The sequence below is a fragment of the Bordetella genomosp. 9 genome (genome assembly GCF_002119725.1).
Classification (GTDB): domain Bacteria; phylum Pseudomonadota; class Gammaproteobacteria; order Burkholderiales; family Burkholderiaceae_B; genus Bordetella_C.
In genome coordinates this window covers 3518146-3543196 of the sequence record NZ_CP021109.1, presented here as the reverse complement: position 1 = coordinate 3543196, position 25051 = coordinate 3518146, and the positions used below count along the sequence as shown (strand labels likewise).

The 25051-nt window shown below is 64.8% G+C and carries 19 protein-coding genes, 1 other RNA gene and 1 pseudogene; 16 read left to right on the top strand and 5 right to left on the bottom strand.

Features of this window, described 5'->3' with window-relative positions:
• Positions 1–143: 143 nt before the first annotated feature.
• Positions 144–1145 carry a Bug family tripartite tricarboxylate transporter substrate binding protein gene (locus tag CAL13_RS16270; protein ID WP_086072956.1) on the bottom strand — a complete coding sequence of 334 codons (1002 nt, stop codon included), beginning with the start codon at positions 1143–1145 and terminating at the stop codon, positions 144–146.
• A gap of 243 nt (positions 1146–1388) precedes the next feature.
• Here CAL13_RS16270 and CAL13_RS16265 point away from each other — a divergent pair.
• Both CAL13_RS16265 and CAL13_RS16260 read left to right on the top strand, forming a co-directional pair.
• Positions 1389–1877: pseudogene (locus CAL13_RS16265) on the top strand (phage terminase large subunit family protein); the annotation flags it as partial.
• Positions 1874–2929 carry a phage portal protein gene (locus CAL13_RS16260; RefSeq protein WP_086072954.1) on the top strand — a complete coding sequence of 352 codons (1056 nt, stop codon included), beginning with the start codon at positions 1874–1876 and terminating at the stop codon, positions 2927–2929. The pseudogene CAL13_RS16265 and the gene CAL13_RS16260, both read left to right, overlap by 4 nt.
• Before the next feature lie 471 nt (positions 2930–3400).
• On the opposite strand, the gene CAL13_RS16250 is transcribed toward CAL13_RS16260, so the two are convergent.
• From CAL13_RS16250 to CAL13_RS16240, 3 genes are all read right to left on the bottom strand, one after another.
• Positions 3401–4120 (bottom strand): SOS response-associated peptidase, encoded by a 720-nt coding sequence (locus CAL13_RS16250; RefSeq protein WP_086072953.1) that lies wholly within the window; start codon positions 4118–4120, stop codon positions 3401–3403.
• Positions 4121–4571: 451 nt separating this feature from the next.
• On the bottom strand, positions 4572–5210 hold the full coding sequence (locus tag CAL13_RS16245; RefSeq protein WP_086072952.1) for a hypothetical protein: 639 nt from the start codon (positions 5208–5210) through the stop codon (positions 4572–4574).
• Entirely contained in the window at positions 5210–5866 is a 657-nt protein-coding gene (locus tag CAL13_RS16240; protein WP_232467678.1) for a hypothetical protein, read from the bottom strand. The genes CAL13_RS16245 and CAL13_RS16240 overlap by 1 nt, the downstream gene beginning before the upstream one ends.
• Before the next feature lie 1325 nt (positions 5867–7191).
• On the opposite strand from CAL13_RS16240, the gene ffs reads away from it, so the two are divergent.
• The 13 genes from ffs (at position 7192) to CAL13_RS16175 (ending at position 22443) form a co-directional block, all read left to right on the top strand.
• An RNA gene (ffs, locus tag CAL13_RS16235) (signal recognition particle sRNA small type) lies at positions 7192–7289 on the top strand.
• Positions 7290–7370: 81 nt separating this feature from the next.
• Complete coding sequence (dnaX, locus tag CAL13_RS16230) at positions 7371–9938, top strand: DNA polymerase III subunit gamma/tau (RefSeq protein ID WP_086072950.1); 2568 nt, start codon at positions 7371–7373, stop codon at positions 9936–9938.
• A gap of 48 nt (positions 9939–9986) precedes the next feature.
• Positions 9987–10313, top strand: a complete 327-nt coding sequence (locus tag CAL13_RS16225; RefSeq protein ID WP_086072949.1) for a YbaB/EbfC family nucleoid-associated protein — start codon at positions 9987–9989, stop codon at positions 10311–10313.
• 64 nt (positions 10314–10377) lie between these two features.
• On the top strand, positions 10378–10986 hold the full coding sequence (gene recR / locus CAL13_RS16220) for a recombination mediator RecR (protein ID WP_086058308.1): 609 nt from the start codon (positions 10378–10380) through the stop codon (positions 10984–10986).
• Between the two features lie 94 nt (positions 10987–11080).
• Complete coding sequence (locus CAL13_RS16215; RefSeq protein ID WP_086072948.1) at positions 11081–12316, top strand: CaiB/BaiF CoA transferase family protein; 1236 nt, start codon at positions 11081–11083, stop codon at positions 12314–12316.
• 23 nt (positions 12317–12339) lie between these two features.
• Positions 12340–13386: an ABC transporter substrate-binding protein gene (locus CAL13_RS16210; RefSeq protein ID WP_086058306.1), complete on the top strand. Its 1047-nt coding sequence runs from the start codon at positions 12340–12342 to the stop codon at positions 13384–13386.
• Positions 13379–14185 (top strand): ABC transporter ATP-binding protein, encoded by an 807-nt coding sequence (locus CAL13_RS16205; RefSeq protein ID WP_086058305.1) that lies wholly within the window; start codon positions 13379–13381, stop codon positions 14183–14185. Before CAL13_RS16210 ends, CAL13_RS16205 begins: the two co-directional genes overlap by 8 nt.
• A 36-nt stretch (positions 14186–14221) precedes the next feature.
• A complete protein-coding gene (locus tag CAL13_RS16200) occupies positions 14222–15007 on the top strand; it encodes an ABC transporter permease (RefSeq protein ID WP_198297660.1) in 786 nt (261 codons plus the stop codon).
• 10 nt (positions 15008–15017) lie between these two features.
• Entirely contained in the window at positions 15018–15569 is a 552-nt protein-coding gene (locus tag CAL13_RS16195) for a carboxymuconolactone decarboxylase family protein (RefSeq protein ID WP_086072947.1), read from the top strand.
• Positions 15570–15909: 340 nt separating this feature from the next.
• Positions 15910–17103 (top strand): glutamine-hydrolyzing carbamoyl-phosphate synthase small subunit, encoded by a 1194-nt coding sequence (gene carA, locus CAL13_RS16190; RefSeq protein ID WP_198297659.1) that lies wholly within the window; start codon positions 15910–15912, stop codon positions 17101–17103.
• 10 nt (positions 17104–17113) lie between these two features.
• Positions 17114–20347: a carbamoyl-phosphate synthase large subunit gene (carB, locus tag CAL13_RS16185; protein ID WP_086058301.1), complete on the top strand. Its 3234-nt coding sequence runs from the start codon at positions 17114–17116 to the stop codon at positions 20345–20347.
• Between the two features lie 338 nt (positions 20348–20685).
• The gene (gene lpxO / locus CAL13_RS16180; protein WP_086072946.1) at positions 20686–21585 is read left to right on the top strand and encodes a lipid A hydroxylase LpxO; all 900 of its coding nucleotides are present in this window, start codon (positions 20686–20688) and stop codon (positions 21583–21585) included.
• A gap of 75 nt (positions 21586–21660) precedes the next feature.
• Entirely contained in the window at positions 21661–22443 is a 783-nt protein-coding gene (locus tag CAL13_RS16175) for an SDR family oxidoreductase (RefSeq protein ID WP_086073691.1), read from the top strand.
• A 51-nt stretch (positions 22444–22494) separates the two neighbouring features.
• Here CAL13_RS16175 and CAL13_RS16170 read toward each other — a convergent pair whose 3' ends face one another.
• Complete coding sequence (locus tag CAL13_RS16170; protein ID WP_086072945.1) at positions 22495–23136, bottom strand: histidine phosphatase family protein; 642 nt, start codon at positions 23134–23136, stop codon at positions 22495–22497.
• A 290-nt stretch (positions 23137–23426) separates the two neighbouring features.
• On the opposite strand from CAL13_RS16170, the gene CAL13_RS16165 reads away from it, so the two are divergent.
• Positions 23427–24743, top strand: coding sequence for a solute carrier family 23 protein (locus tag CAL13_RS16165; protein ID WP_086072944.1), 1317 nt, complete (start codon positions 23427–23429; stop codon positions 24741–24743).
• Positions 24744–25051 lie beyond the last annotated feature (308 nt).

The window sequence follows — 25051 nt, the reverse complement described above, 5'->3', positions numbered from 1 at the left end:
CAGGCATACCGTCTATGGTGACTCGGCACGCTCGCGCGCACACGGAGCGCGCCTTGTAGCTGCGCCGGCCGCAAGCCCGTCACAGCGAAAGGCGCCTAGCCGTCGAGGAGATTTACCGAACGGCGGAGTCCGACGATGGTCCATCAGTGAAGCGGTTTGATATTCCGCATCCGCAGGATTTGGTTCCACCGATGGGTTTCTTCGGCGATCAGCTCCTTGAATGCCGTCGGCGTGTTCGGTTGCTGCGGCGGGGCAAAGGATAGCCGCGCCATTGCATCGTGCAGTCCCGGGTCGATCAGTGCCGCGTTGATTGTTCGGTTCAGTTTCGCGGTCACATGAGAAGGCGTGCCAGCCGGCACCAGAAGGCCGGTCCAGTTGCCCAGTTCGAGTCCTGACAGTTGTGGCGCGCCGGATTCCTCCAGCGTCGGCACATCGGGCATAGTCTGTATCCGCACGGACGACATAGCGGCGATGGGTTTGAGTGCTCCGGCCCGGACGTGCGGCAGCGCTTCGGCGACACTGGCGGCGTAGATGTCTATCCGACCGCCAATTACATCCGTCAGCGCCTGCGCGCCGCCGTTGTACGGAACATGCTGCATGTCGATGTCCAGTTCCTGTTGCAGAAGTTCACAGAGCAGATGAGTCGTTGTCCCCATTCCGGCAGACGCGCATGTCATGGCTCCCGGATACGCCCGGGCGAGCCGCACCACGTCGTCCACGGTGGCGATCGGGGCGTGTGTACTGCTCACCATGACATATTGCATCGTGGCGACCAAACCCACTGGGACCAAGTCGCGTGAGAAGTCATACTTCATGCTGCCGTACATCGTTTTGTGAATCGTGTTTGGCCTTGCTCCAAGAAACAATGTATAGCCGTCTGGCGCCGCACGCGCGGCATATTGCGCGCCGATATTGCCGCCGGCACCAGGTTTGTACTGGACGATCATTTTTTGCCCGAGTGCTTCTCCCAAATAGCGCGCAAGCAGTCGAGCCAGCGCATCGGTGCTTCCGCCTGGAGGGAAGCCAATCACCAGCGTAATCGGGCGCTGCGGGTAGACAGCATCTTGGTCGGACGCCATGGCTCCCCATGGCAGGGTGGTGCTCGCCAAAGCAAGGATTGCGAGGTTCCGCTTCAGATGGTGCATCTCGTCTCCGTTTTCCGTTTTAGTGTTTCTTGCGGCACGCCAGCATCACCTCGAAAGGCGTTGCAGGCATGATGCGGGAAGGCGATAAGCCAAACCGCGGCGCAGTGGGTAACGGGATGGTCACACACGTTCCGCCCGGGCGGGGTCTAGCTTGTCAGTGTCAGGGCCCTTGAACTGGTCGGCGGTGACCTACTCCGGCCGCGACGCCATCGACCTTTGCGGTGAGCTTCCAGCACGTCGCCTGTGCTCGCCTTGCCGCGCACGCCGGGCGGCAAGTTCCGGCTGCTGGAGCGGCATCAGTGGCGGGGGATGGATTTTGCGAAACAGGCCGAGCGCATCAAGGAATTGACCCAACACTACAACGTAGTGGACATCGCCATTGACGCCACCGGCATGGGGCAGGGCGTCTATCAGATCGTCCGGCAATTTTTCCCGGCCGCACGGCAGATCAACTACTCCCCGGAAGTAAAGACGCGGCTGGTGCTGAAGGCCGGCGACGTGATGCGCAACCGGCGCCTGGAATGGGACGCCGGCTGGACCGACCTCGCGCAGTCCTTCATGGCGATCCGCAAGACGCTGACCGCGAGCGGCCGACAGGTGACGTACGACGCCGGCCGGGCGCAAGACACCGGGCACGCAGACTTCGCCTGGGCCTGCATGCACGCATTGGACTATGAACCCCTGGAAGGCGCCACGAGCGAGAACCGGGGCCTTGTGGAGCTATACGAATGACGCTGATTCTGAACGCACGGGGCGAGCCGATGCCGCCGGTGGCGAGCCCGGCCACGCCGGCGGACAACCCGGGCGTCGAAGCCTTCAGCTTCGGCGATCCCATTCCGGTGCTGGACCGGCGCGACATCCTCGATTACGTGGAGTGCCTGGACAGCGGGCGCTGGTACGAGCCGCCCATCAGTTTCCACGGGCTGGCGAAGTCGTTTCGAGCGAGTACACATCACAGCTCGGCAATCTACTTCAAGGCCAACGTGCTGGCCTCCACGCTCATCCCGCATCCGCTGATCACGCCGATGCTGGTCAAGGAACTGGCGGTCAATTATCTGACCTTCGGTAATGCTTATCTGGAAAAGCGCATCAGCGTCACCGGTAAGGTGCTGGGCCTGCGAAATGCGCCGGCGAAGTACACGCGCCGCGGCAAGGAAGATGGGCAGTTCTTCTTTGTGCCGGGCATTGCCGCCGATCATGAATTGGAGCGTGGGACGGTGTTCCACCTGAAGGAGCCCGACATCAATCAGGAGGTGTACGGACTGCCGGAATATCTCAGCACGCTGCAGTCGGCGTGGCTGAACGAATCGGCGACGCTCTTTCGGCGGCGGTACTACAACAACGGCAGCCACGCCGGCTTCATCCTGTATATGTCGGACGCAGCCAACAGCGCCGAGGACATCGACAAGGTGCGCGAGGCCATGCGCAACGCCAAGGGGCCGGGGAATTTCCGGAACCTATTTCTCTATTCGCCCAACGGAAAGAAGGATGGCGTGCAGGTCATTCCGATCAGCGAGGTGGCCGCGCGGGACGACTTCTTCAACATCAAGAATGTGACGCGCGATGACATTCTGGCCGCGCACCGCGTGCCGCCGCAGCTCATGGGTATTGTGCCCGGCAATACGGGTGGCTTTGGCGCCGTGCTTCCGGCCGCGCAGGTCTTCGCCCGCAATGAAATAGAGCCGCTACAGGCCGTGTTTACGACGATCAACGCGTGGCTCGGCATCGACGCCTTTCGATTCGAGCCATACGTGGTCGAGACTGGCGATAGTGCTGCCAAGTAACAGGGGACTGCGAGACGACGCGTCGCACGCAGTGATGCTGGGGCCTGCGTTGAGGCAGGAATCCGAGGACGCAAACTCTTCCGGTGTTGCCGAGCGCAGGCCTCAGCACTCCGCCATCCACTGAATCCACCAGCCTTGATAAAAGCGCTGGCCCGCGATCTCTTCGACACCCGCGACCATCATCCCCCGGGTCTGAACCGAAGGTCAGCAACTGTGGTTCCAGTAGGTCGGGGATAGCTGATCGTTGCGTGGCGCCGAATTTGTCGTATGAATCGAGCGTCATGATTTGTACATATCGACGCAACGGCTGATGGTAGATCGAGTACATGCGCACGGTGCCTTCAACCGGCGCGCCGAAGTCCTTGCCTCGTAAACATTCTCCGAGGTGGTGAGTCCGAACGACGAGGCAGCGCAGCATGGCAGAGCATATAGGGCTGTATGGATATACAGTAATATGCGACGCATCCCGGCTCAGAATAGAGACGGTCCGTTATCGCCCGTTGGGTCAGTTGCGTCTGGCCGTTCGTACCGGGAGTTACCCACCGCCTGCTTCACCGGATACCAGCGAAAGGCCGCCTCGGGTAGCCCGCCCATCAACAGATCTCTGGCGCAAAGCGGCGTGGTTGCCGGGTCCATCCACTCTTGCGCTAATTCGGGCGCCAAGACAATCGGCCTACGGTCGTGAACGTCGATCAAGCCGCCTTTGGCGTCGTTCGTCACTATGGCGATGCCGTGCTCCGGCCCATGTTCCTTGCCCGGGCGCCAGGCGGTCAGGGCAGGGAAGTAGAGCGGATCGTCGTTCACCGCCCGGATGAAATGCGGCTGCTTCGGCCCTTTGGGATCGGGGGTCAGGCGCTTCCATTCGTACCATCCGTCAGCCGGCACCAGCACGCGACCGCCCGCCTTCATCAGCGCTGCCCACGGCCACTTGCCGGCCGTGATCGTTTCCAGGCGTGCGTTGCTCATGAGAGGGACTTTCGCACCAGCCGGCTTGTAGCCCCAGAAGATGCGCTCAACCTGTTTGCTACCGTCCCCGCCAAGCCGGTGAATGGCGAGGATACGCACGCCCGGGGGTACGTTGTACTTGGGGCCTACCGGGTCAGGCGGGAAAATCTCGTCCGCCCTGGGCGCGCGTATTACGCGTTCCAGGTAGTCATCGAGGTTTCCCTTCTGGACGATGCGGCCGCACATATCTGCGCTCCGGGTGTTCGGCTTTCTTCCGGCAGTGTAGTGGCCTCCGATCGCACTGGCGAATAGAGCGTAGAAGATGGCCTGACGAATGCAGCGCGAGTGGTGCCTCCGCCTGCATCCACCGATCAATCCCAGTGCTCGACCAGTCGGCGCTCCGGCGGACGCGCGGCACGCGGCCAGGGTGCCCGAGGGGCCATTTCGACCCCCTGGCGCGAGGTCATCCTTCCACCTCGCCCGCCCGCTAAAAAGGTCGCTTTCGACTCATCCCGGCGTCACCTGCCAGCCCATGCCGGCGCCGGCAGGCGATCCATTCTGGGGCGGGGGATGCCGACGCAAAAAGACGCAGCACGCGGCCCCATTCTGGCAGTCATGGTGGCGCGCAGTTCGCGCTCCTCGCGGCGCCGCCGAATCGAATATCTCCCGTGTGCCCAGACAACCGTCTAGGAGAGAATTAAGCCTTGGAGGCCGCGGTTATCCGCTTGGCCGCATGAAGCGCCAGTACGTTGCAAACGAAGCGGTTCCCGCTGTTGCGTGCGGCGAGCGCCGACAGAATGTACTGCAGGCCAAAGAGCAGAAGACTTGCTCTTACTAGCGACGACGCGGCGTCGAAGCACCATAAAGCGAAGGGCACCGCTATTGATAGCAGCAGCGATAACGCGGTGGCGTCTCGCCATAGTAAGTAGGCTTTATGTGCCCCGACTACTCGGGTGTCCGCTTCGACTCTTTTATAAAGTTTGTACCAGGTGGCATTCTGTTCTTTGGGGTTGACGGGCAGAGTCCCGACGTGTCGTTGTAGGGCATTCATGTCTATGCGTGGATCGGACGGTCCGTGCTTCGTGAAGGCGGCGTGTCCAGGCAATGGGTCCTTAAATTTCCAGAACACCAGCACAGCTTTCACGTTATGCGGTGCGAGCTCCACAAGTAGCAGCACCACAATAGGTAGAAAGGGGACAACGCTGGCTCGCAAAAGCCGTGAGAGAGATATCGCCTCCACGATGTGTGGGTAAGCGAGGCAAAACGTTATCGCTGTGTCTAAGCCAGCCAGAGATACCAGCAGCTTCAAGTTGGCGCTTTTCAAACTGTCTTTCATCAGTTGCGCTCGGTCGTGATCGCGAAAGTACTGTCGCTAACATCAAACTGGATCCATCCATCCCGCCGCGTTGTAAGGACATGGCGGCGCTTTTCAGTGTTGGCGACGTAGACCCCGTCTGGGTAGTTGTCTATCACACGCTGCCGATATGTCTGCGTCATCCGCTGCGTATCATGATGGATTGCTTTATCCGACATAACGATCGCCATGGGCTTGCAGTAATCAAAGACTTCTTCACAGTAGCCATTTTCGCGGCCGTGGTGGGAGGCGACCAGTATGGTGACGCCAGCCAGCTCGGCTCGGAAGTCTGGTCGTTCCAAAAGCGCTTTCCAGCCGGGCACTTCAAGGTCGCCAGGAAAAAGGATAGAAAAATTGCCGTACTTGATAAATGCAGCCAAGCTTAGATCGTTCGTGTTCTCGAAGTCCGGATAGCTGTTGTAGTAGCACGCAGCTGTGATGCCGCGCATCCCCTCATTGAAACGCAGCGGCGGAGGGGCGGTGTATCTTCCATGCATGGACAGGAATTCTTCGATGTCGTCAGTCGGGGTACCGTTGTTTTGCTTGATCTCGCGAAGAGCATCTGTGGGCGGATGCGGATTTCTAATCAAGGTATCGACCGATATGCCAGCGCGCCTCAAGCCAGCTAAATCACTCATGTGATCTTGGTCCGCATTCGTAATAAACAGATAATCGACTGTAGTGCGTCGGAGTACGTCCCGGATGTGGTCGCTAGGCCGCCAGTCAGGAGTGCACCCCGAGTCGATCATTGCCAAACGGCCTCTATCTGCGCCTATAAGGTGCTGCACCATAGCGCAGGCACCGTGCTCGACGTCCCAAATTCTCAATTGCATTTGTCCGACCATGTTTCGATCCCCATGGCAAAGTAGTGCTAGATGTGTCCAGAATTTACACATAGAACTTGTGCGGACACAAGGCCGTGGGGGAGACGGGGCCACTTGGATGCGCATTACAGCTAGAGATGCTGTTACATTTGTTGTTATATTTGGAGTTCGAACCGGGTGAGGGTAGTAAAACCAAGGGTGTAGCGGAAAGTTCGGAGCACCCTCTGTCATTCAACTTACTTCCTTCGTGCTCAACTCTTGCGCAGATTGGGGGATGGGTCGGGAAAAATCTAACCAGCCTAACCGGCCCCAGAAAACCTCCGTAAGCCCTTGAAGTGTAAAGAATAAGATGGTTAGGGTTAAAACCTAACCGGCCCTAACCTAAAACCTAACCGGACTCCAGGCCGTTGATTTTTAAGGAATTGTATTTTTCTTAAAGTCAGGGTACATAAATCTAACCTGGTTAGGTATTGGTTAGAACAAGGTTAGGTTTTGCGGAAAGGCGCAAGCCCGCATGAATAAAGGCTTTCCAGCCGATCCGCTGATCTCGGTTAGGGAGGTTAGGTTTTTCCCGACCCCTCCCCAAAATTTCTGAACGGCGGGATTTGGCGGTTTTCGAGGCCTTTTTGTCGTGGTCGTTCGTCCATGCGCGCGTTGGCTGCGCAGATGTGCCGGCAGACTGTATGCCGACCTGGCCAGCCCAGCGGACCGGCGGTGGGATGCCGGTTCCGATCGGCGACCAGGGGAACATGCGGCGGGCGCCGGCATGCCGCGGCGCCACTGGTTGCGGCCGGTGGCTAGCGGGCTGCCGGATCGCCTGGCGCTTACCCCGCGCGCGACGCGGCTGGCCATGCTGACCGTGAAGGGAAACAGAGGGGACGATGCGGAGGGAACTACTACAGAACTACTACAGCAAACCCGCCAAAGCTAGCATTCATGCGGGTTTCCGGCTTGTAGCATTCGCCGTTAACTACGGCGAGACGGCGGATCCGAGGCCAGTCTTGCCCTCGTCCGGACGAGGTTGCCGGACGCGCCGCCTGCATGTTGCGCAAACCAGCACGCTTCGTCCCGAGATCCGCGAAAAAGCGGGATCCCAACATCCAGGGGGCCGAACGCTCCGACCTGCTAGAATGCTGTTTGGCGGGCCCCTTCGCATGGTCCGGCGGTGAACCTGGTCAGGTCGGGAACGAAGCAGCCATAGCCGTTTAGGATTAGTGCCGGAGTAAGGCTCGCCTCCCGGATACGCGAAAGGACGGAGCAGGCGCCAGCGCCTTCCGTCCTTTCTTTTTTGCGCCCCGGCAGGCTCTACAATCCGCCCATGACTTACCTCGTACTGGCCCGCAAGTGGCGGCCCCGCTCGTTCGACACCCTGGTCGGACAGGATCACGTGGTGCGCGCCCTGACGCACGCGCTGGACACCCAGCGGCTGCACCATGCGTGGCTGTTCACCGGCACGCGGGGCGTGGGCAAGACCACGCTGTCGCGCATCCTGGCCAAATCGCTCAATTGCGAGACGGGCATCACCTCCAGGCCCTGCGGCGTGTGCCGCGCCTGCACGGAGATCGATGCCGGCCGCTTCGTGGATTACCTGGAGCTGGACGCGGCGTCGAATCGGGGTGTCGACGAGATGACGCAGCTGCTGGAGCAGGCGGTGTACGCGCCGGGGGCGGGCCGCTTCAAGGTCTACATGATCGACGAAGTGCACATGCTCACCGGACACGCCTTCAACGCCATGTTGAAGACGCTGGAAGAGCCGCCGCCGCACGTCAAGTTCATCCTGGCGACGACCGACCCGCAGAAGATTCCCGTCACCGTGCTGTCGCGCTGCCTGCAATTCAACCTGAAGCAGATGCCGCCGGACGCCATCGTGGGGCATCTGCGGCACGTGCTGGGCGAGGAACAGCTGGACTTCGAGGTGCCCGCTTTGCGCCTGATCGCTCAGGCCGCGGCGGGATCGATGCGCGACGCGCTTTCTCTGACGGATCAGGCGATTGCGTACAGCGCGGGGAATCTGACCGAGGAAGCGGTGCGCGGCATGCTGGGCACCATCGACCAGCGGCATCTGGTGCGCCTTTTGGACGCATTGTCCGCGGGCGAGGCGCGCGCGGTATTGGCAGTGGCCGACGAGCTCGCGACGCGGGGTTTGTCGTACAGCGGCGCACTGGCCGACCTGGCCGGCCTGCTGTCGCGCGTGGCTATCGAGCAGCGCGTGGCGGGCGTGACGCCGTCTGACGATCCGCTGGCGGCAGATATTGCGCGGCTGGCGCGATCGCTGCATCCCGATGCGGTGCAGCTTTTCTATTCGGTGGCCGTGCACAGCCGCGGCGAACTGGCGCTGGCACCCGACGAATATGCAGGTTTCGTGATGGCCTGCCTGCGGATGCTGTCCCTGCATGGCGATGCGGGACCGCAAAGCCTGCCGGCGGGGCCTGTTCCGACGAGTGTGGCCAGCGCGGCTCAGGCGCCGGCCGAAGTGGCGGGGGCTGCAGGCGCGGCCGCTGCAGCGGCCGCAGACGCGCCAGCCGATACGCAATCGGCGAGTGCCGCCGTTCCTGTGCCTTCGTTCGGGGCGGCGCCTTCGTCGCCAGCGCCCGTTGGCGCTGCGCCTCAGGTGTCCGCTGTGCGGGCTGATGCGTCGTCCGAGCCGGCCGGTGCTCGTGATGTTCCGGAAACTTCCGGCTCGCCGGCCGCCTCTCCCGCTTCCGCGCAGATTTCCGCGGCTTCGCAGCGGCCCGGCACTGAATCATCCGCCACATCGTCCTCGAGCACGTCCGGTGCAAGCTCGTCGGGTCCGGCTGCGGCCGGGTCAAGCCCATCCGCTCCAACCGCGTCCGCTCCAACCGCGCCCGCCTCAACCCAGGCTGCGAACCGTGCGGCAAGCGCCGGTGTGGCGCCCTGGGAAGACGCCCCTGCCGCCGCGCACCGGAAGACGGACGAAGCGCCTTCAGCCGCCGGCACATCGGGCGGGGCCGAAGCCCACGCGCAGCCCAATGCGTTCGTCCAGGACGCGTTCCCGCCGGTTCAGCCGGATCCGCCCGTCCCGACCGAGCCCGCAGCCCGGTCGGGAACGCAGGCCGCATCGCCAGCGGACCGATCACCGGCGCCCGCTTCTGCAGCCGCACCCGCAGCCGCACCCGCACCGACGCCCGCGTCTGCAGCCGCTCCCGCATCGGCGCCCGCGTCTGCAGCCGCGCCCGCAGCCGCTTCCGCACCGGCGCCCACGCAGGCGCCGCCCGCTGCAGCCGCCGCATCGCCCGATCCGGACGGGCCGCCGGCCTGGGTCGACGAAGTCATTCCCGACGACGCCGAGGGCGGTTACCTGCCGCCTGCCGAGGCCAGTGAGGATGGCTTCATCGCCAGCCCCGACGATGAAGATTTCGAAACGGTGGCGGGGGACGCTGCCGCGGCGCCGGCCATGGCGGTGCGCCGCGTCGCTGCCCCCGCCGCGTCATCCCGGCGTTCCAAGCGGGCGCCGCGTCTGTCCGATATGTCCCCGGCGGCGTGGCCGCAACTGGCCGCGAGCCTGCCCGTGACGGGCCTGGCCGCGGAGCTGGCTCGCCAGAGCGAGTGGCAGGGCGTGCAGGGCGATACCATTGTGCTGCGCGTGGCGGTCAAGACGCTGGCGGACAGCGCCAGCCGGGTGCGTCTGCAGACGGTGCTCTGCGAGCACTTCGGCCAGAGCCTGCGGCTGGAGGTGATGGTTGGCGCCACGGGCGATGCCACGGCCCACGCCGTGGCGCAGCAGGAACGCGCCGAGCGGCAACGCGCGGCCGAGGCCGCGGTCGAGGCGGATCCTTTCGTGCAGGCGCTCCTGACGGATTTTGGCGGCAGGGTGGTTCCTGGCTCCATTCGTCACGTCGATCCGCCGTCGGCGCAGGCCCGCTGAGCGGCACGCCGATACTTTTCTCCAATCCGAACCTAGGGTGTTCCCATCATGATGAAAGGACAATTGGCCGGGCTGATGCGTCAAGCCCAGCAGATGCAGGAAAACATGAAGAAGGCGCAGGAGGCGCTGGCCGACATCCTGGTCGAAGGCGCCGCGGGCGGCGGCCTGGTGAAGGTCACCATGTCGTGCCGCCACGACGTCAAGCGCGTCGCCATCGATCCATCGCTGCTGAGCGACGACAAGGACATGCTCGAAGATCTGGTCGCTGCCGCTTTCAACGATGCCCTGCGCAAGGCGGAAGCCACCACGCAGGAGAAGATGGCGTCCGTGACCGCCGGCATGCCGCTGCCCCCGGGGATGAAGTTCCCCTTCTGATGATGCGGCGCGCGGGCGCGCGCCGCGGGCATCGTCCCGCCGTGCGCCCGTTCCCGCTGGCTCCATGGAACCTTCGCTTCCCGAACCCGAACCGCTGCGCGCCCTGATCGAGGCGCTGCGGCGCTTGCCCGGCGTGGGCGTGCGATCCGCGCGCCGCATGGCCTATCACCTGTTGCAGCACGATCCGCGCGGCGCCGAGCAGTTGGGCGACGCGTTGGCCTCGGCGGTGCACAACCTGCGTCACTGCAGTCGCTGCAACAGCTTCACCGAAAACGAAATCTGCGCGACTTGTGCCAACCCCAAGCGCGACCCCACGCTGTTGTGCATCGTCGAAACGCCCGCGGACCAGAACATGATCGAGTCCAGTCACGGGTATCGCGGCCTGTACTACGTGTTGATGGGACGGGTTGCGCCGCTGGAAGGCATCGGACCACGCGAGCTGGATTTCGAGCGGTTGCTGGCGCGCGCAACGGATGGCGTGGTGACCGAGGTGATTCTGGCGACGAACTTCACGGCCGAAGGCGAAACCACGGCGCACTTCCTCAGCGAGTCGCTGCGCGAGCGCGGCTTGTCCGTTACCCGACTGGCGCGCGGCGTGCCGGCGGGCAGCGAGCTGGAATACGTGGATGCAGGCACGATCGCCTGGGCGCTGATGGAGCGCAAGTCCGCGTAAGCCGGCACCGCGGCCGCCACGCGCCGCGGCGGCACGATGGCAACGGCCATGGCGATGGCCGTTCGCCCGAATAAACAGATAAGGAGACATCGCCATGTCGGCCTTGGCCGGATTGAAAGTGCTTGAGCTCGGCACGCTGATCGCGGGCCCATTCGCGGCCCGCCTGTTCGGCGAATTCGGGGCCGACGTCATCAAGGTCGAAACGCCCAACGGCCCGGACGGCAAGGGCGGCGGCGATCCGATCCGCACCTGGCGTCACCTGCACGAGGGCAATTCGCTGTGGTGGACGGTACAGGCCCGCAACAAGCGCTCCGTCGCGCTCAATCTGAAGGATCCGCGCGCCCGCGAGATCGCGTTGCAGCTGGCGCTGGACGCCGACGTCATCATCGAAAACTACCGTCCCGGCGTCCTGGAGAAGTGGGGCCTGGGCTATGAACAGCTGCGCGCCCGCAATCCCGCCACCATCATGGTGCGCCTGTCGGGATACGGGCAGACCGGCCCGCTGCGCGACCGGCCGGGCTTTGGCGCCATCGGGGAATCGATGGGCGGGTTGCGCTATGTGTCGGGCCATCCCGACCGGCCGCCCGTGCGCGTGGGCATCTCCATTGGCGATTCCATCGCCGCGCTGCATGGCGTGATCGGCGCCATGATGGCGCTGCGGCACCGCGACGCCACCGGCGGGCGCTGGAACGGCGTATCGGGCGGGCAGGGCCAGATGGTGGACGTGGCGCTGTACGAAGCCGTCTTCAACATGATGGAAAGTCTGGTGCCGGAGTACGACGTGGCCGGCGTGGTGCGGGAGCGCACGGGCGGCGCCTTGCCGGGCATCGTGCCGTCCAACACGTACACCACCGGCGACGGGCAGAACATCGTCATTGCCGGCAATGGCGATGCGATCTTCCACCGGCTGATGATCGCCATCGGCCGCGAGGACCTGGCCCATGATCCCTCGCTGGCGCGCAACGACGGGCGCGCGAAACGCGTGGAGGAGATCGACGGCGCCATCCAGGCATGGTGCGATGGCCAGACCATCGACAGCGCGCTGGAAACGCTGCAGCGCGCCGACGTGCCCGTGGGCAAGATCTACAGCGTGGCCGACATGTTCCGCGATCCGCAATTCATCGCGCGGGGCATGATCGAGCAGCACCGCTTCGCCGACGGCACCCCGGTGAAGCTGCCGGCGGTCACGCCCAAGCTGTCCGAAACCCCGGGCGGCACGCGATGGCTCGGCCCGCGCTTAGGGGAACATACCGAGGAAGTGTTGAAATCCCTGGGGTATGATGCTGCGGCAATTGCCGAGCTGGCCGCCAGCGGCGCCATCGGAATATAAAACCATCATTGCGGAGACAAACCATGTCCGTGACTCGACGTGAATGGCTCAAGCTCGCCGGCGCGGCCGGCGCCCTGGGCCTGGCTCCCGCCATCGTGCGGGCTCAGAAACTCGAAAAGAAAGAAGTGGCCATCGCCGTCGGCGGCAAGGCGCTGGTCTACTACCTGCCCTTGACCATCGCGGAAGTGCGCGGCTACTTCAAGGACGAAGGGCTGGACGTCAGCATCGCTGACTTCGCCGGCGGCGCCAAGGCGCTGCAGGCCGTGGTGGGCGGCAGCGCCGATGTGGTGTCCGGCGCGTTCGAGCATGCGCTCAATCTGCAGACCAAGGGCCAGTTCTACCGGGACTTCGTGCTGCAGGGCCGCGCGCCCATGATCGGTTTCGGCGTGTCGGCCAAGAACATGCCGAACTACAAGTCGCCGGCGGATCTCAAGGGCAAGAAGATCGGCGTCACGGCGCCCGGATCGTCCACCAACATGGTGGTGAACTTTTTCCTTGCCAAGCATGGCCTGAAGCCTTCGGACGTCTCCATCATCGGGGTGGGCGCGGGCGCCGGGGCCATTACGGCGCTGCGCAGCGGCCAGATCGACGCCATTTCGAATACCGACCCGGTCGTGACGGCGCTGGAGCACTCGGGCGATCTGAAAATCATCGCCGACACGCGCACCCTCAAGGACACCAAGGAAATTTTCGGCGGCAATATGCCGGCCGGTTGCCTGTACTGCTCGCAAGCCTATATCGACGCCAATCCGAACACGGTGCAGGCGCTGACCAATGCCATCGTGCGCGCCGACAAGTGGATCCAGGCGCAGCGCGACAACCTGGACGCCATCGCCAACGCGGTGCCCAAGCAATATCTGCTCGGCGAGCCGGAGGTATACAAGGCGTCGCTGAAGGCCAGCCTCGAAGGCTTCTCGCCGGACGGCATGATTCCGGAAGACGGCGCGGAAACGGCGGTGAAGGCGCTTGCCGCGTTCCTGCCCGACTTCGACCCGAAGAAGGTCGACCCGTCCAAGATCTGGACCAACGAGTTCGTCAAACGCGCCAACCAGAAGTATCCGAATGGCTGACGCGGCACTTGCACTCGAAGACATCACCTGCACCTTCGTCTCCCGGGAAGGCGGGCAGCGCTACACCGCCGTGCAAAAGGCCAGCCTGGCCATCGCGCCCGGCGAATTCGTATCGGTCGTGGGCCCGACGGGCTGCGGCAAGTCCACGCTGCTGAATGTCGGGGCGGGGCTGCTCAAGCCCTCGTCCGGGCAGGTGCGCGTATTCGGCGAGCCGCTTTCCGGCATCAACCGGCGCGCAGGCTACATGTTCCAGGGCGAGGCCCTGATGCCCTGGCGCAGCGCGCTGGACAACGTCACGGCGGGCCTGCAATTCGCCCGCGTGTCGGCGCGCGAAGCCGACGAGCGGGGCCGCGAATGGCTGCGCCGCGTGGGCCTGGGCGGATCCGAGCACCGCTATCCGCACCAGATGTCAGGCGGCATGCGCAAGCGCGTGATGCTCGCGCAGACGCTGATCCGCGATCCCGACATCATCCTGATGGACGAGCCGTTCTCGGCCCTGGATATCCAGACGCGCCAGCTGATGGAAAACGAGGTCCTGGATCTGTGGATGGCCAAGCGCAAGGCCGTGCTGTTCATCACGCACGACCTGGACGAGGCCATTGCGATGAGCGACCGCGTCGTGGTGCTGTCCGCCGGTCCGGCGACGCATCCCATCGGCGAGTTCGCCATCGATCTTCCCCGTCCGCGCGACGTGGCGGAAGTGCGCACGCATCCGCGCTTCGTCGAACTGCACGCCGCCATCTGGAGCGTGCTGCGCGAGGAAGTCCTCAAGGGCTATGCCCAGCAGAAGCGGGTTTAGTTTTACTGGCCCTAACGTACAAGGCCCGTGCAGTCCATGATGAAAACCGGTTCCAATTTCCTGCGGCTGTGGCAAGTGCTGCTGCTGGTCATCCTGATCCTGATCTGGCATGTCGCGTCGCGCAGCCAGAATGTCGCCTTTTTCTTCGGCGAGCCCTGGCAGGTGGCCCAGCGCATCTGGGCGTGGTTCGTGACCGATGCCGATATCTATCGCCATCTGTGGATCACGCTGAGCGAAACCGTGCTGGCCTTCGCCATCGGCACCATCACCGGCCTGGCCGCGGGTCTGTGGCTGGGTCTGTCGCCCGGCGCCAGCGCGCTGCTGGATCCCTATATCAAGGCGGCCAACTCGATGCCGCGCGTCATCCTCGCGCCGATTTTCGGCATGTGGTTCGGCCTTGGAATCTGGTCCAAGGTGGCGCTGGCCGTCACGCTGGTGTTTTTCATCGTTTTCTTCAACGTCTACCAGGGCGTGCGGGAAGTCAGCACGACCATTCTCGACAACGCCCGCATGCTGGGGGCGGACCGCCGCCAGCTGCTGCGCCATGTCTATCTGCCCTCGGCCACCAGCTGGGTGTTCTCCAGTCTGCACACGTCGGTGGGCCTGGCCTTCGTCGGCGCGGTGGTGGGGGAGTACCTGGGGTCGGCCAGCGGGGTGGGGTATCTCATCCTGCAGGCGGAAGGCACGTTGGACGTGAACACCGTATTCGCCGGCATCGTCGTGCTGACCGTGTTCGCGCTGGTGCTGGACGGCGTGGTCACCATCGTCGAAAAGCGCTTGATGAAGTGGCAGCCGCGGGCCGGCGAAACCGAAAAGCTCTGAAGGCCACGATATGGCGCGCCTGCCCTACGCGAACCTGGAGTCGGATGAAGCGCGGCCGCTGGTCGACCGCATCGTCGCCGAGCGCGGCAGCGTGCTGCTGCTCTACCAGATGCTGCTGCACAGTCCGCCAGTGGCGTCGGGCTGGCTGACGTACCTGACCGCGATCCGCCAGCTCAGCACCCTGCCGGGCGCCTTGCGCGAGCTCGTCATCATGCGTGTCGCCATTCTGAACGGCGCACCGTATGAAGCGGACCAGCATGCACCCATCGCGCGCAAAGAGGGCATCACCGAAGCGCAGCTGGACGAGCTGGACCGCTGGGAAACGTCGCCGCTTTTCGACGAGGACCAGCGCGCCGCGCTCGCCTATACCGACGCCATGACGCGGCACATCCGCGTCCCGCAGGAGGTCTTCGACGCCGTGCGCGCCCGCATGGGCGAACGCCAGGTGGTCGAGCTGACCGCCACGATCGCGGCGTACAACATGGTGTCGCGCTTTTTGGAAGCGCTGCAGGTCCATACGCACGACGAGGGCAGCGGCCCGGACGCCCGCGTCGGGGCCTGATCGCTACAGCCGCCGCGGCACGGCGACCCTTCGTCCCCGTGTCCCGTGGGGATGCGGGGAGGCCGCCCGTGTGTCTCCCGCCCGTGTGTCTCCCGCCTGTGTGTCTCCCCGTGTCCCGTGGGGATGCGGGGAGGCAGCCCGTGTGTCATGCCCCGGTCCGGATGAGCACGCAGCCCGCCGTAAAGCCGCGCCGGCGGGGCGCTACGGCCGCGCACGGCGCCCGCGCAGCCCGGGGCATTTGCACCACGCCAGGCCCGGAACCAGGGGTGTGCCAGGTCGAAATGGCCGTTCAAGGTATAATCCCAAGGTTTGATTATCGATTTTGAATCCGGGGTTTATCGTGCTGCCGCAACTTTTTCCCGAGGGGTCCGATGGAACGAATCGGCCATCTCCCGCAATCCTGGCTTTGGCGGACGGTACCGTGTTCCGAGGCATCTCCATCGGCGCACCCGGGCATACGGTGGCGGAAGTCGTGTTCAACACGGCGATGACCGGCTACCAGGAAATCCTCACCGATCCCAGCTACGCGGGCCAGATCGTCACGTTGACCTATCCGCACATCGGCAACACCGGGGTCAACGCCGAAGACGTCGAGGCGCGCCGCGTGTTCGCATCGGGCCTGGTCGTGCGCGACTGCCCGGCGCGCGTGTCGAACTTCCGCGCCACGAGCTCGTTGCCCGAGTACCTGAAGTCCCAAGGCATCGTCGCCATTGCCGGCGTCGATACCCGCAAGCTCACCCGCATCCTGCGCGAAAAGGGTGCGCAGGGCGGCTGCATCCTGGCCGGCGATGACGCCGAACGCGCCATCGCGCTGGCGCGCGAGTTCCCCGGCATGTCCGGGCAGGACCTGGCCAAGACGGTTTCCATCGAGGCGAACAGCCAGTGGAATGAGGGCACCTGGCGCCTGGGCGAGGGCTTCAACCGTCCGGAAACCGGCAAGTTCCACGTCGTGGCCTACGACTTCGGCGTCAAGCACAACATCCTGCGCCTGATGGCCGATCGCGGCTGCCGCATCACCCTGGTGCCCGCGCAGACCCCGGCGGAAGAAGCGCTGAAGCTCAATCCAGACGGCCTGTTCCTGGCCAACGGCCCCGGCGATCCGGAGCCCTGCGATTACGCGATCGAGGCCACCCGGGCCTTCCTGGCGCGCAAGCTGCCGGTGTTCGGCATCTGCCTGGGTCACCAGATCATGGGGCTGGCCGTGGGCGGCAAGACGCGCAAGATGAAGACCGGCCACCACGGGGCCAATCACCCCGTGCAGGACGTCGATACCAAGCGCGTATTCATCACCAGCCAGAACCACGGTTTCGAGGTGGACGCGGCGACCCTGCCGGAAAACGCGCGGGTCACCCACATCTCCTTGTTCGACGGCACTTTGCAGGGCTTCGAACTGACGGACCGGCCCGCCTTCTGCTTCCAGGGCCACCCTGAAGCCAGCCCGGGCCCGCACGACATCCTCGTGCTGTTCGACAAGTTCATCAGCCAGATGGCCGGCCAAGCCGAGACCGCCAAGAGCGCGTCCAAGATCGCGTAAAGATTGCATCATGCCCAAGCGTACAGACATAAAAAGCATTCTGATCATCGGGGCCGGCCCCATCATCATCGGTCAAGCCTGCGAATTCGACTATTCCGGCGCGCAAGCCTGCAAGGCCTTGAAGGCCGAGGGCTACCGCACCATCCTGGTCAATAGCAACCCCGCCACGATCATGACGGACCCGGAAACGGCGGACGTCACCTACATCGAACCCATTACCTGGCAGGCGGTCGAGAAAATCATCGAACGCGAGCGTCCCGATGCGCTGCTGCCCACCATGGGCGGCCAGACCGCGCTGAACTGCGCGCTCGATCTGGCGCACAACGGCGTGCTCGAGCGCTATAACGTCGAGCTCATCGGCGCCAACGAACGCGCCATCGAAAAGGCCGAGGATCGCCAGAAGTTCAAACAGGCCATGACCGACATCGGCCTGGAATCGGCCAAGTCAGGCGTCGCGCATTCCATGGACGAAGCCTGGGAAGTGCAGAAGCGCATCGCGGCCGAACTGGGCAACTCCGGTTTCCCGGTGGTGATCCGGCCCAGCTTCACCCTGGGCGGGACCGGCGGCGGTATCGCGTACAACGCCGAGGAATTCGAAACCATCTGCCGCCGCGGCCTGGAAGCCTCGCCCACCAGCGAACTGCTGATCGAGGAATCCCTGCTGGGCTGGAAGGAATTCGAGATGGAAGTCGTGCGCGACCGCGCCGACAACTGCATCATCGTGTGCTCCATCGAGAACCTGGACCCGATGGGCGTGCACACGGGCGATTCCATCACTGTCGCGCCGGCGCAGACGCTGACGGACAAGGAATACCAGATCATGCGCGACGCCTCCATCGCGGTGTTGCGTGAGATCGGCGTGGACACGGGCGGTTCGAACGTGCAGTTCGCGGTGAATCCCGCCAACGGGCGCATGATCGTCATCGAGATGAACCCCCGGGTGTCGCGTTCCTCCGCGTTGGCCTCCAAGGCCACGGGCTTTCCGATCGCCAAGGTCGCGGCGCGCCTGGCGGTCGGCTATACGCTCGACGAATTGCGCAACGAGATCACGGGCGGCGCCACGCCGGCGTCCTTCGAGCCGACCATCGACTACGTGGTCACCAAGGTGCCGCGTTTCGCCTTCGAGAAATTCCCCACCGCCGATGCGCGCCTGACCACGCAGATGAAATCGGTGGGCGAGGTCATGGCCATCGGCCGCACCTTCCAGGAGTCCTTCCAGAAAGCGCTGCGCGGCCTGGAAGTGGGGGTGGACGGTCTGAACCAGAAAACGACCGATCGCGAGAAGCTGCAGGTCGAGCTGGGCGAGCCGGGTCCGGAACGCATCTGGTACGTCGGCGACGCCTTTGCGCAGGGCTTCACGCTGGACGAGGTCCACGCGCTGACCCACATCGACCCGTGGTTCCTGGCGCAGATCAAGGAAATCGTCGATATCGAGCTGGCGCTGGAACAGAAGACCCTGGCCGACCTGGATTACGACACCCTGTGGCAGCTCAAGCGCCGCGGCTTCTCGGACCGGCGCCTGGCGTTCCTGCTGGACACGTCCGAATCCGAGGTGCGTCGTCTGCGGCATCAGCTGAACGTGCGGCCGGTCTACAAGCGCGTGGACACCTGCGCCGCCGAATTCGCCACCCGCACCGCCTACATGTATTCGACGTACGAGGAAGAGTGCGAGTCGGCGCCGACGGACCGCAAGAAGATCATCGTGCTGGGTGGCGGACCGAACCGCATCGGGCAAGGCATCGAGTTCGACTACTGCTGCGTGCACGCCGCGCTGGCGCTGCGCGAGGACGGGTACGAGACCATCATGGTCAACTGCAACCCGGAAACGGTGTCGACCGACTATGACACGTCCGACCGCCTGTACTTCGAGCCGCTGACGCTGGAAGACGTGCTGGAGATCGTCCACAAGGAAAACCCCGTGGGCATGATCGTGCAGTACGGCGGCCAGACGCCGCTGAAACTGGCGCGCGCGCTGGAGGCCAACGGCGTGCCGATCATCGGCACCAGCCCGGAGTCCATCGACGTGGCGGAAGACCGCGAACGCTTCCAGAAGCTGCTGAACAAGCTGGGCCTGCGCCAGCCGCCCAACCGGACGGCGCGCACCGAGGCCGAAGCGCTGGCGCACGCCGCCGAGATCGGCTATCCGCTGGTGGTGCGCCCGAGCTATGTGCTGGGCGGCCGCGCCATGGAAATCGTCCATGAGCAGCAGGACCTGGAGCGCTATATGCGCGAAGCGGTCAAGGTCAGCAACGACTCGCCGGTGCTCCTGGACCGCTTCCTCAACAACGCCACCGAAGTGGACGTGGACTGCCTGGCCGATGGCGAAACCGTCTTCATTGGCGGCGTTATGGAACACATCGAGCAGGCCGGCGTGCACTCGGGCGACTCCGCCTGCAGCTTGCCGCCTTATTCGCTGTCGGCCGAGGTGATTGCCGAGATCAAGCGCCAGACGGGCATGATGGCCAAGGCGTTGAACGTCAGCGGCCTGATGAACGTGCAATTCGCCATCCAGGGTGGCGATGTCTACGTGCTCGAGGTCAACCCGCGCGCTTCGCGCACGGTGCCCTATGTGTCCAAGGCTACCGGTCTGCAGCTGGCCAAGATTGCCGCGCGCGTCATGACCGGCAAGACCCTGGCGTCGCAGGGCGTCACGCGCGAAATCGTTCCGAGCTACTTCTGCGTGAAGGAAGCCGTGTTCCCCTTCGTCAAGTTCCCGGGGGTGGATACCATCCTGGGACCGGAAATGAAGTCCACGGGCGAGGTCATGGGCGTGGGCGCCAGCTTCGGCGAAGCCTTCGTGAAATCGCAGATGGCGGCAGGCGTGCGCCTGCCCGAGAACGGCACGGCCTTCATCAGCGTCAAGCCGCAGGACAAGCCGCGTGCGGTCGAAGTCGCGCGCGGACTGCACGCCTTGGGCTTCAAGCTGGTCGCCACGCGCGGCACCGCGGCGGAGATCGAGGCCGCCGGCATCCCGGTGCAGGTGGTGAACAAGGTCACCGAAGGGCGTCCGCACATCGTCGATATGCTGAAGAACGGCGAAGTGTCGCTGGTCATCAATACCGTGGAAGAGCGCCGCAACGCCATCGCCGACTCGCGTGCGATCCGCACGCAGGCGCTGGCAGCCCGCGTCACCTTCTACACGACCATCGCGGGCGCCCGCGCGGCGGTCGAAGGCATGCAGTACATGCGGCAGGGCCACGGCCTGCAGGTGTACCCTTTGCAAGGGCTGCACGCCGAGCTGTAGGGGGGGGTAGAGTCCACCCCCGAAGCGCTGGCGCGCTTCCCCCTCAAAGGGGGCGCGCCTGTGGACCGGCGGAGCCGGATCCACGGCGCCCCGATGGGCTTTGCTTCTTGTGGAGGGAGGAAGGCGTGGGGAGGTTCACCCCCGAAGCGTGGCCGCTTTCGCACGGGGCACTTCTGTGGACTGGCGGAGCCGGATCCACAGCGCCCCGATCGGGTGCTTCGTGCGGGGAGGGGCGCCTATGAAGGGCGGGGTCGGCGTTGGCTTGTTGGGTTGTGCCTGCTACGAGCTATGCCCGTTTGTTATGATTTCGGGCGGGCGCTCGGTTATGGATGACTGAAATGAAATGGGCGATACTCGCGCTGTTCATTATCTGCGCGGTTGTGGTGCATTTTCGCGGTAAGGTCAGGCACCGCTTTTCGCGGCAGGCCCTGGACCATTCGACCTTCACCTCGCCGATCAACGTGTTCATGTACGCGTTCTCGCGCGTGCCGAACCAGCCCTATTTGTCCCTGTCGGAATTTCCAGAGCTGAAAGTGCTGCAGCAGCGCTGGCAGGACATCCGCGCCGAAGCGGAAAAGCTTTTCTCTGCCGGGCATATCAAGGTTTCGGACAAGTACAACGACGCCGGCTTCAATTCCTTCTTCAAGAGCGGTTGGAAGCGCTTTTACCTGAAGTGGTATGACGCCGATCATCCGTCCGCGCGGGCGCTCTGCCCGGTGACCACCGGCCTGCTGGCCGATATTCCGTCCATCAAGGGCGCCATGTTCGCCGCCTTGCCGCCGGGCAGCCGGCTGCCGCGCCATCGCGACCCCTACGCCGGATCCCTGCGCTTCCACATGGGGCTGATCACGCCGAACGACCCCGACTGCTATATCGACGTGGACGGTCAGCCGTACTACTGGCGCGACGGCGAAGCCGTGGTCTTCGACGAGACCTACATCCACTACGCCGAGAACAAGACCGACGTGAACCGCATCATCCTGTTCGCCGACGTCGAGCGTCCGATGCGCTATCGCTGGGCCCAGGCGGTCAATCACTTCATCGGCAACGTGCTGTTGCGTGCCGCGGCGTCGCCCAATCAGGAAGGCGACCGCACCGGCGGCATCAACCGGATCTTCGGCGCCGTGTACGCCGTGCGCCGCTTCGGCAAGCGGATCAAGAAGAAGAACAAGACGCTGTACTACGTGCTGAAGTGGGCTGTCGTGCTGGGGATCCTGGCCTGGATTTTCTGGCCGTAATCCGGCGCGCCTGGCGCTGGCTCGATGCGTGACCGTCATACAATCGGCGGCCACGCTCTCCATTCGGTCCGCATCATGCGTCATGTCTTCATCACCGGTGCCAGCAGCGGCCTGGGCCGTGCACTGGCCGGCTTTTATGCAGCGCGCGGCGCCACGCTCGGGCTGGTGGGACGCCGCGAGGGCGCGCTGCGAGATCTGGCTGCGGCGCTTCCCGGCGCGCATGCCTGGTACGGGGTGGACGTGCGCGATCGGCCTGCCTTGCATCAGGCCGCGTCGGATTTTTTGGCGCGATGCGGCGGCACGGTGGACTGCGTTATCGCCAGCGCCGGCATCAGCGCCGGCACGCTGACCGAACAGGCGGAAGACTTCGACGTCTTCCGCGCCATCGTCGAGACCAATCTGCTCGCCACGGTGGCAACGTTCGAGCCTTTCATCGCAAGCATGCGAACCGCCCGGCAGGGCAGGCTGGTCGGAATCTCCAGCGTCGCCGGCGTGCGCGGACTGCCGGGCGCCGGCGCCTATAGCGCGTCCAAGGCCGCCGTCACGGCTTATTGCGAGAGCCTGCGCAACGAGCTTTTCGCCGACGGCGTGCGCGTGGTCACCATCGCGCCGGGCTATATCCGCACGCCGATGACCGCCCACAATCCCTACCGCATGCCGTTCCTGATGGATGCCGAGGCGTTTGCGGCCAGGGCGGCGATCGCCATCGATCGGGGGCGCTCCTATACCGTCATTCCATGGCAGATGGGCATGGTCGCCAGGCTGATGCGGGCGCTTCCCGATCTGGTCTACGACCGGCTGGCCCGCAATGCGCCGCGCAAGCCCCGGCAAACCGGGGCCGGCCGAGACGTCTCCTGAGCACCCCGTGCGGCGCGCGCGGCGCGTCGTGCGCCAGGGATGGCGGCGGACCTATACGACGTCGTCCTTGGCGAGCGTGGAGATATGCGTGATATCCGCCCATCCCATCACGTGCCAGCGCCGGTTGTCCACCGAGAGCCGGTTGACGCCGGCGTTCAGCAGCGCCGCGTCGCGCGGGTGCGTCAGCGGGATGCCCTGCGCATGGCGCCACACGATGTCCAGCACGCCGCCGTGGGTGAACACCAGCACGCGGCCGCCATCGTGCCGTTGCGCGATGTCGTCGATGGTGGCCACCACGCGGTTGTGGAATTGGCGCAGCGTTTCGCCGCCGTCCAGCAGGCGGTCCGGCTCGCGGCTCTTCCATGCCGCGGCGGCTTCCGGTTGCTCGATGTCCAGCCGGTCCATGGTGACGCCTTCCAGCACGCCATAGCAGCGTTCGCGCAGGCCCGGTTCGGGGCGCACCCGCAGCCCCAGGCGCTCCGCCGCCGGAGTGGCGGTATCGTGGGCGCGCTGCAGGTCGCTGCTGTACAGCGCGTCGAACGGACCGGTGGCGGCATCCTGCGCCAGCCGTTCGGCCAGACGCTCGGCCTGGTTGACGCCGTGCGCATTCAGCGGCGTGTCTTGCCAGCCCTGCAGGCGGCGGGCGCGGTTCCAGTCGGTTTCGCCGTGGCGGATCAGCCAGATTTCAGTCATGACGGGGCATATCGCAAAGGCGCGCGGCCGGCGGAACGGGCTGCGCCGCCGCCGCGCAAAACATCGATAGTATCCACAAAACAACAACGGACGTTGCCGCGGAGCATCGCGCGCGGTTCCAAACCCCGCGGGTGAGCACCCTTTCGCGTGCGAATGCGGCGCCCTCGACTTGTGTTTGACCGACGGATCCGACTCCCTTCGGGGCGCTCGAACCACAAAAAAACCGGGCCTGATACATCGGGCCCGAGATAAACTTGCGCCGCCTTTTTATACGAAGCCGAGGGGGAGGCATGTCAGGTACTTATTTCCCGCGTTGGCGCCTGGTCCGCGAAATGGCGCCCGGCGCGGTCATGGCGCCCGACGAGCGCATGCCATGGATGAAAACCGTCGCCATGGGGCTGCAGCACGTCGTGGCGATGTTCGGGTCCACGGTGCTGGCGCCGCTGCTCATGGGGTTCGACCCAAATGTGGCCATCCTGATGTCGGGCGTCGGCTCCCTGATCTTTTTCCTGTTCGTCGGCGGCCGGGTGCCGAGTTACCTTGGGTCCAGCTTTGCCTTCATAGGCGGCGTCATCGCCGTGACGGGATACGCGGGCTCGGGCGCCAACCCCAATATCGGCGTCGCCCTGGGCGGCATCGTGATGTGCGGGCTCGCCTACACGGTGATCGGCCTGCTCGTCTGGGCAGCGGGCGCTCGCAGCGGCGGCGGCACACGCTGGATCGAAATGCTGATGCCGCCGGTGGTGACGGGCGCCGTGGTGGCGGTGATCGGCCTGAACCTGGCGCCGGTGGCCGCCAAGGGCGCGATGGGCGGCTCGGGCTTCGATGCCGCCATGGCGCTGGTGACGGTGCTGTGCGTCGGCGCCATCGCCGTGCGCACGCGAGGCATGTTGCAGCGGTTGCTGATCCTGGTCGGACTGGTGCTGGCGTGCGTGATTTACGCCGTCTGCGCCAACGGGCTGGGATTGGGCAAGCCCATGGACTTTTCGGGCGTCGCGGCCGCGGCCTGGTTCGGCCTGCCGCAGTTCGCCAAGCCGGTGTTCCAGGCCTCCGCGATGGGATTGCTGGTGCCCGTCGCGATCATCCTGGTCGCCGAAAACCTGGGGCATATCAAGGCGGTGAGCGCCATGACGGGACGCGATCTGGATCGCTACCTCGGCCGCGCCTTCGTCGGCGACGGCGTGGCGACGATGGTGTCCGGCGCCGTGGGCGGCACCGGCGTGACGACGTACGCCGAAAACATCGGGGTGATGGCGGTGACGCGTATCTATTCGACCGTGGTTTTCGCGGTCGCGGCGCTGATCGCCATCCTGTTGGGCTTCTCGCCGAAATTCGGCGCCCTGATCCAGACCATACCGGGGCCGGTGCTGGGCGGGATGTCGGTGGTGGTCTTCGGCCTGATCGCGGTGGCCGGCGCCCGTATCTGGGTCGTTAATGCCGTGGACTTCACCGACAACCGCAACCTGATCGTGGCGGCCGTGACCCTGATCCTGGGCGCGGGCGACTTCACCGTGAAGCTGGGAAACTTCGCCCTTGGCGGCATCGGCACGGCGACGTTCGGCGCAATCATTCTGCACGCCCTGCTAAGGCCGCGGCGGCCCGCCTGAGCGCCCGGGGGCAGCGTGGTCCGCCTGAGCGCCGGAGGCCGCATCGGCCTGCTTGAGCGCGACGAATCGGGGCGTCCAACCCGGGGGTAGCCAGCCGGTGGACTCATCCGGGGACGGGTAGGTGGCGCCCATCCGGGCGGCTTGCAATTCCGTCGGACTTTCCCCACAATGTCACTTGATCGCCCCGGTTCACCCGAGCCGGGGTTTTGTTTTGGTCGAAGCTTGCCGTGGCCGGCGGGACGCCGGCAGGGAAGAGCAAGCGTGGGCGAGGAGCGATCGGGTGGGCCACCCTCGACGAGGGTCATGGG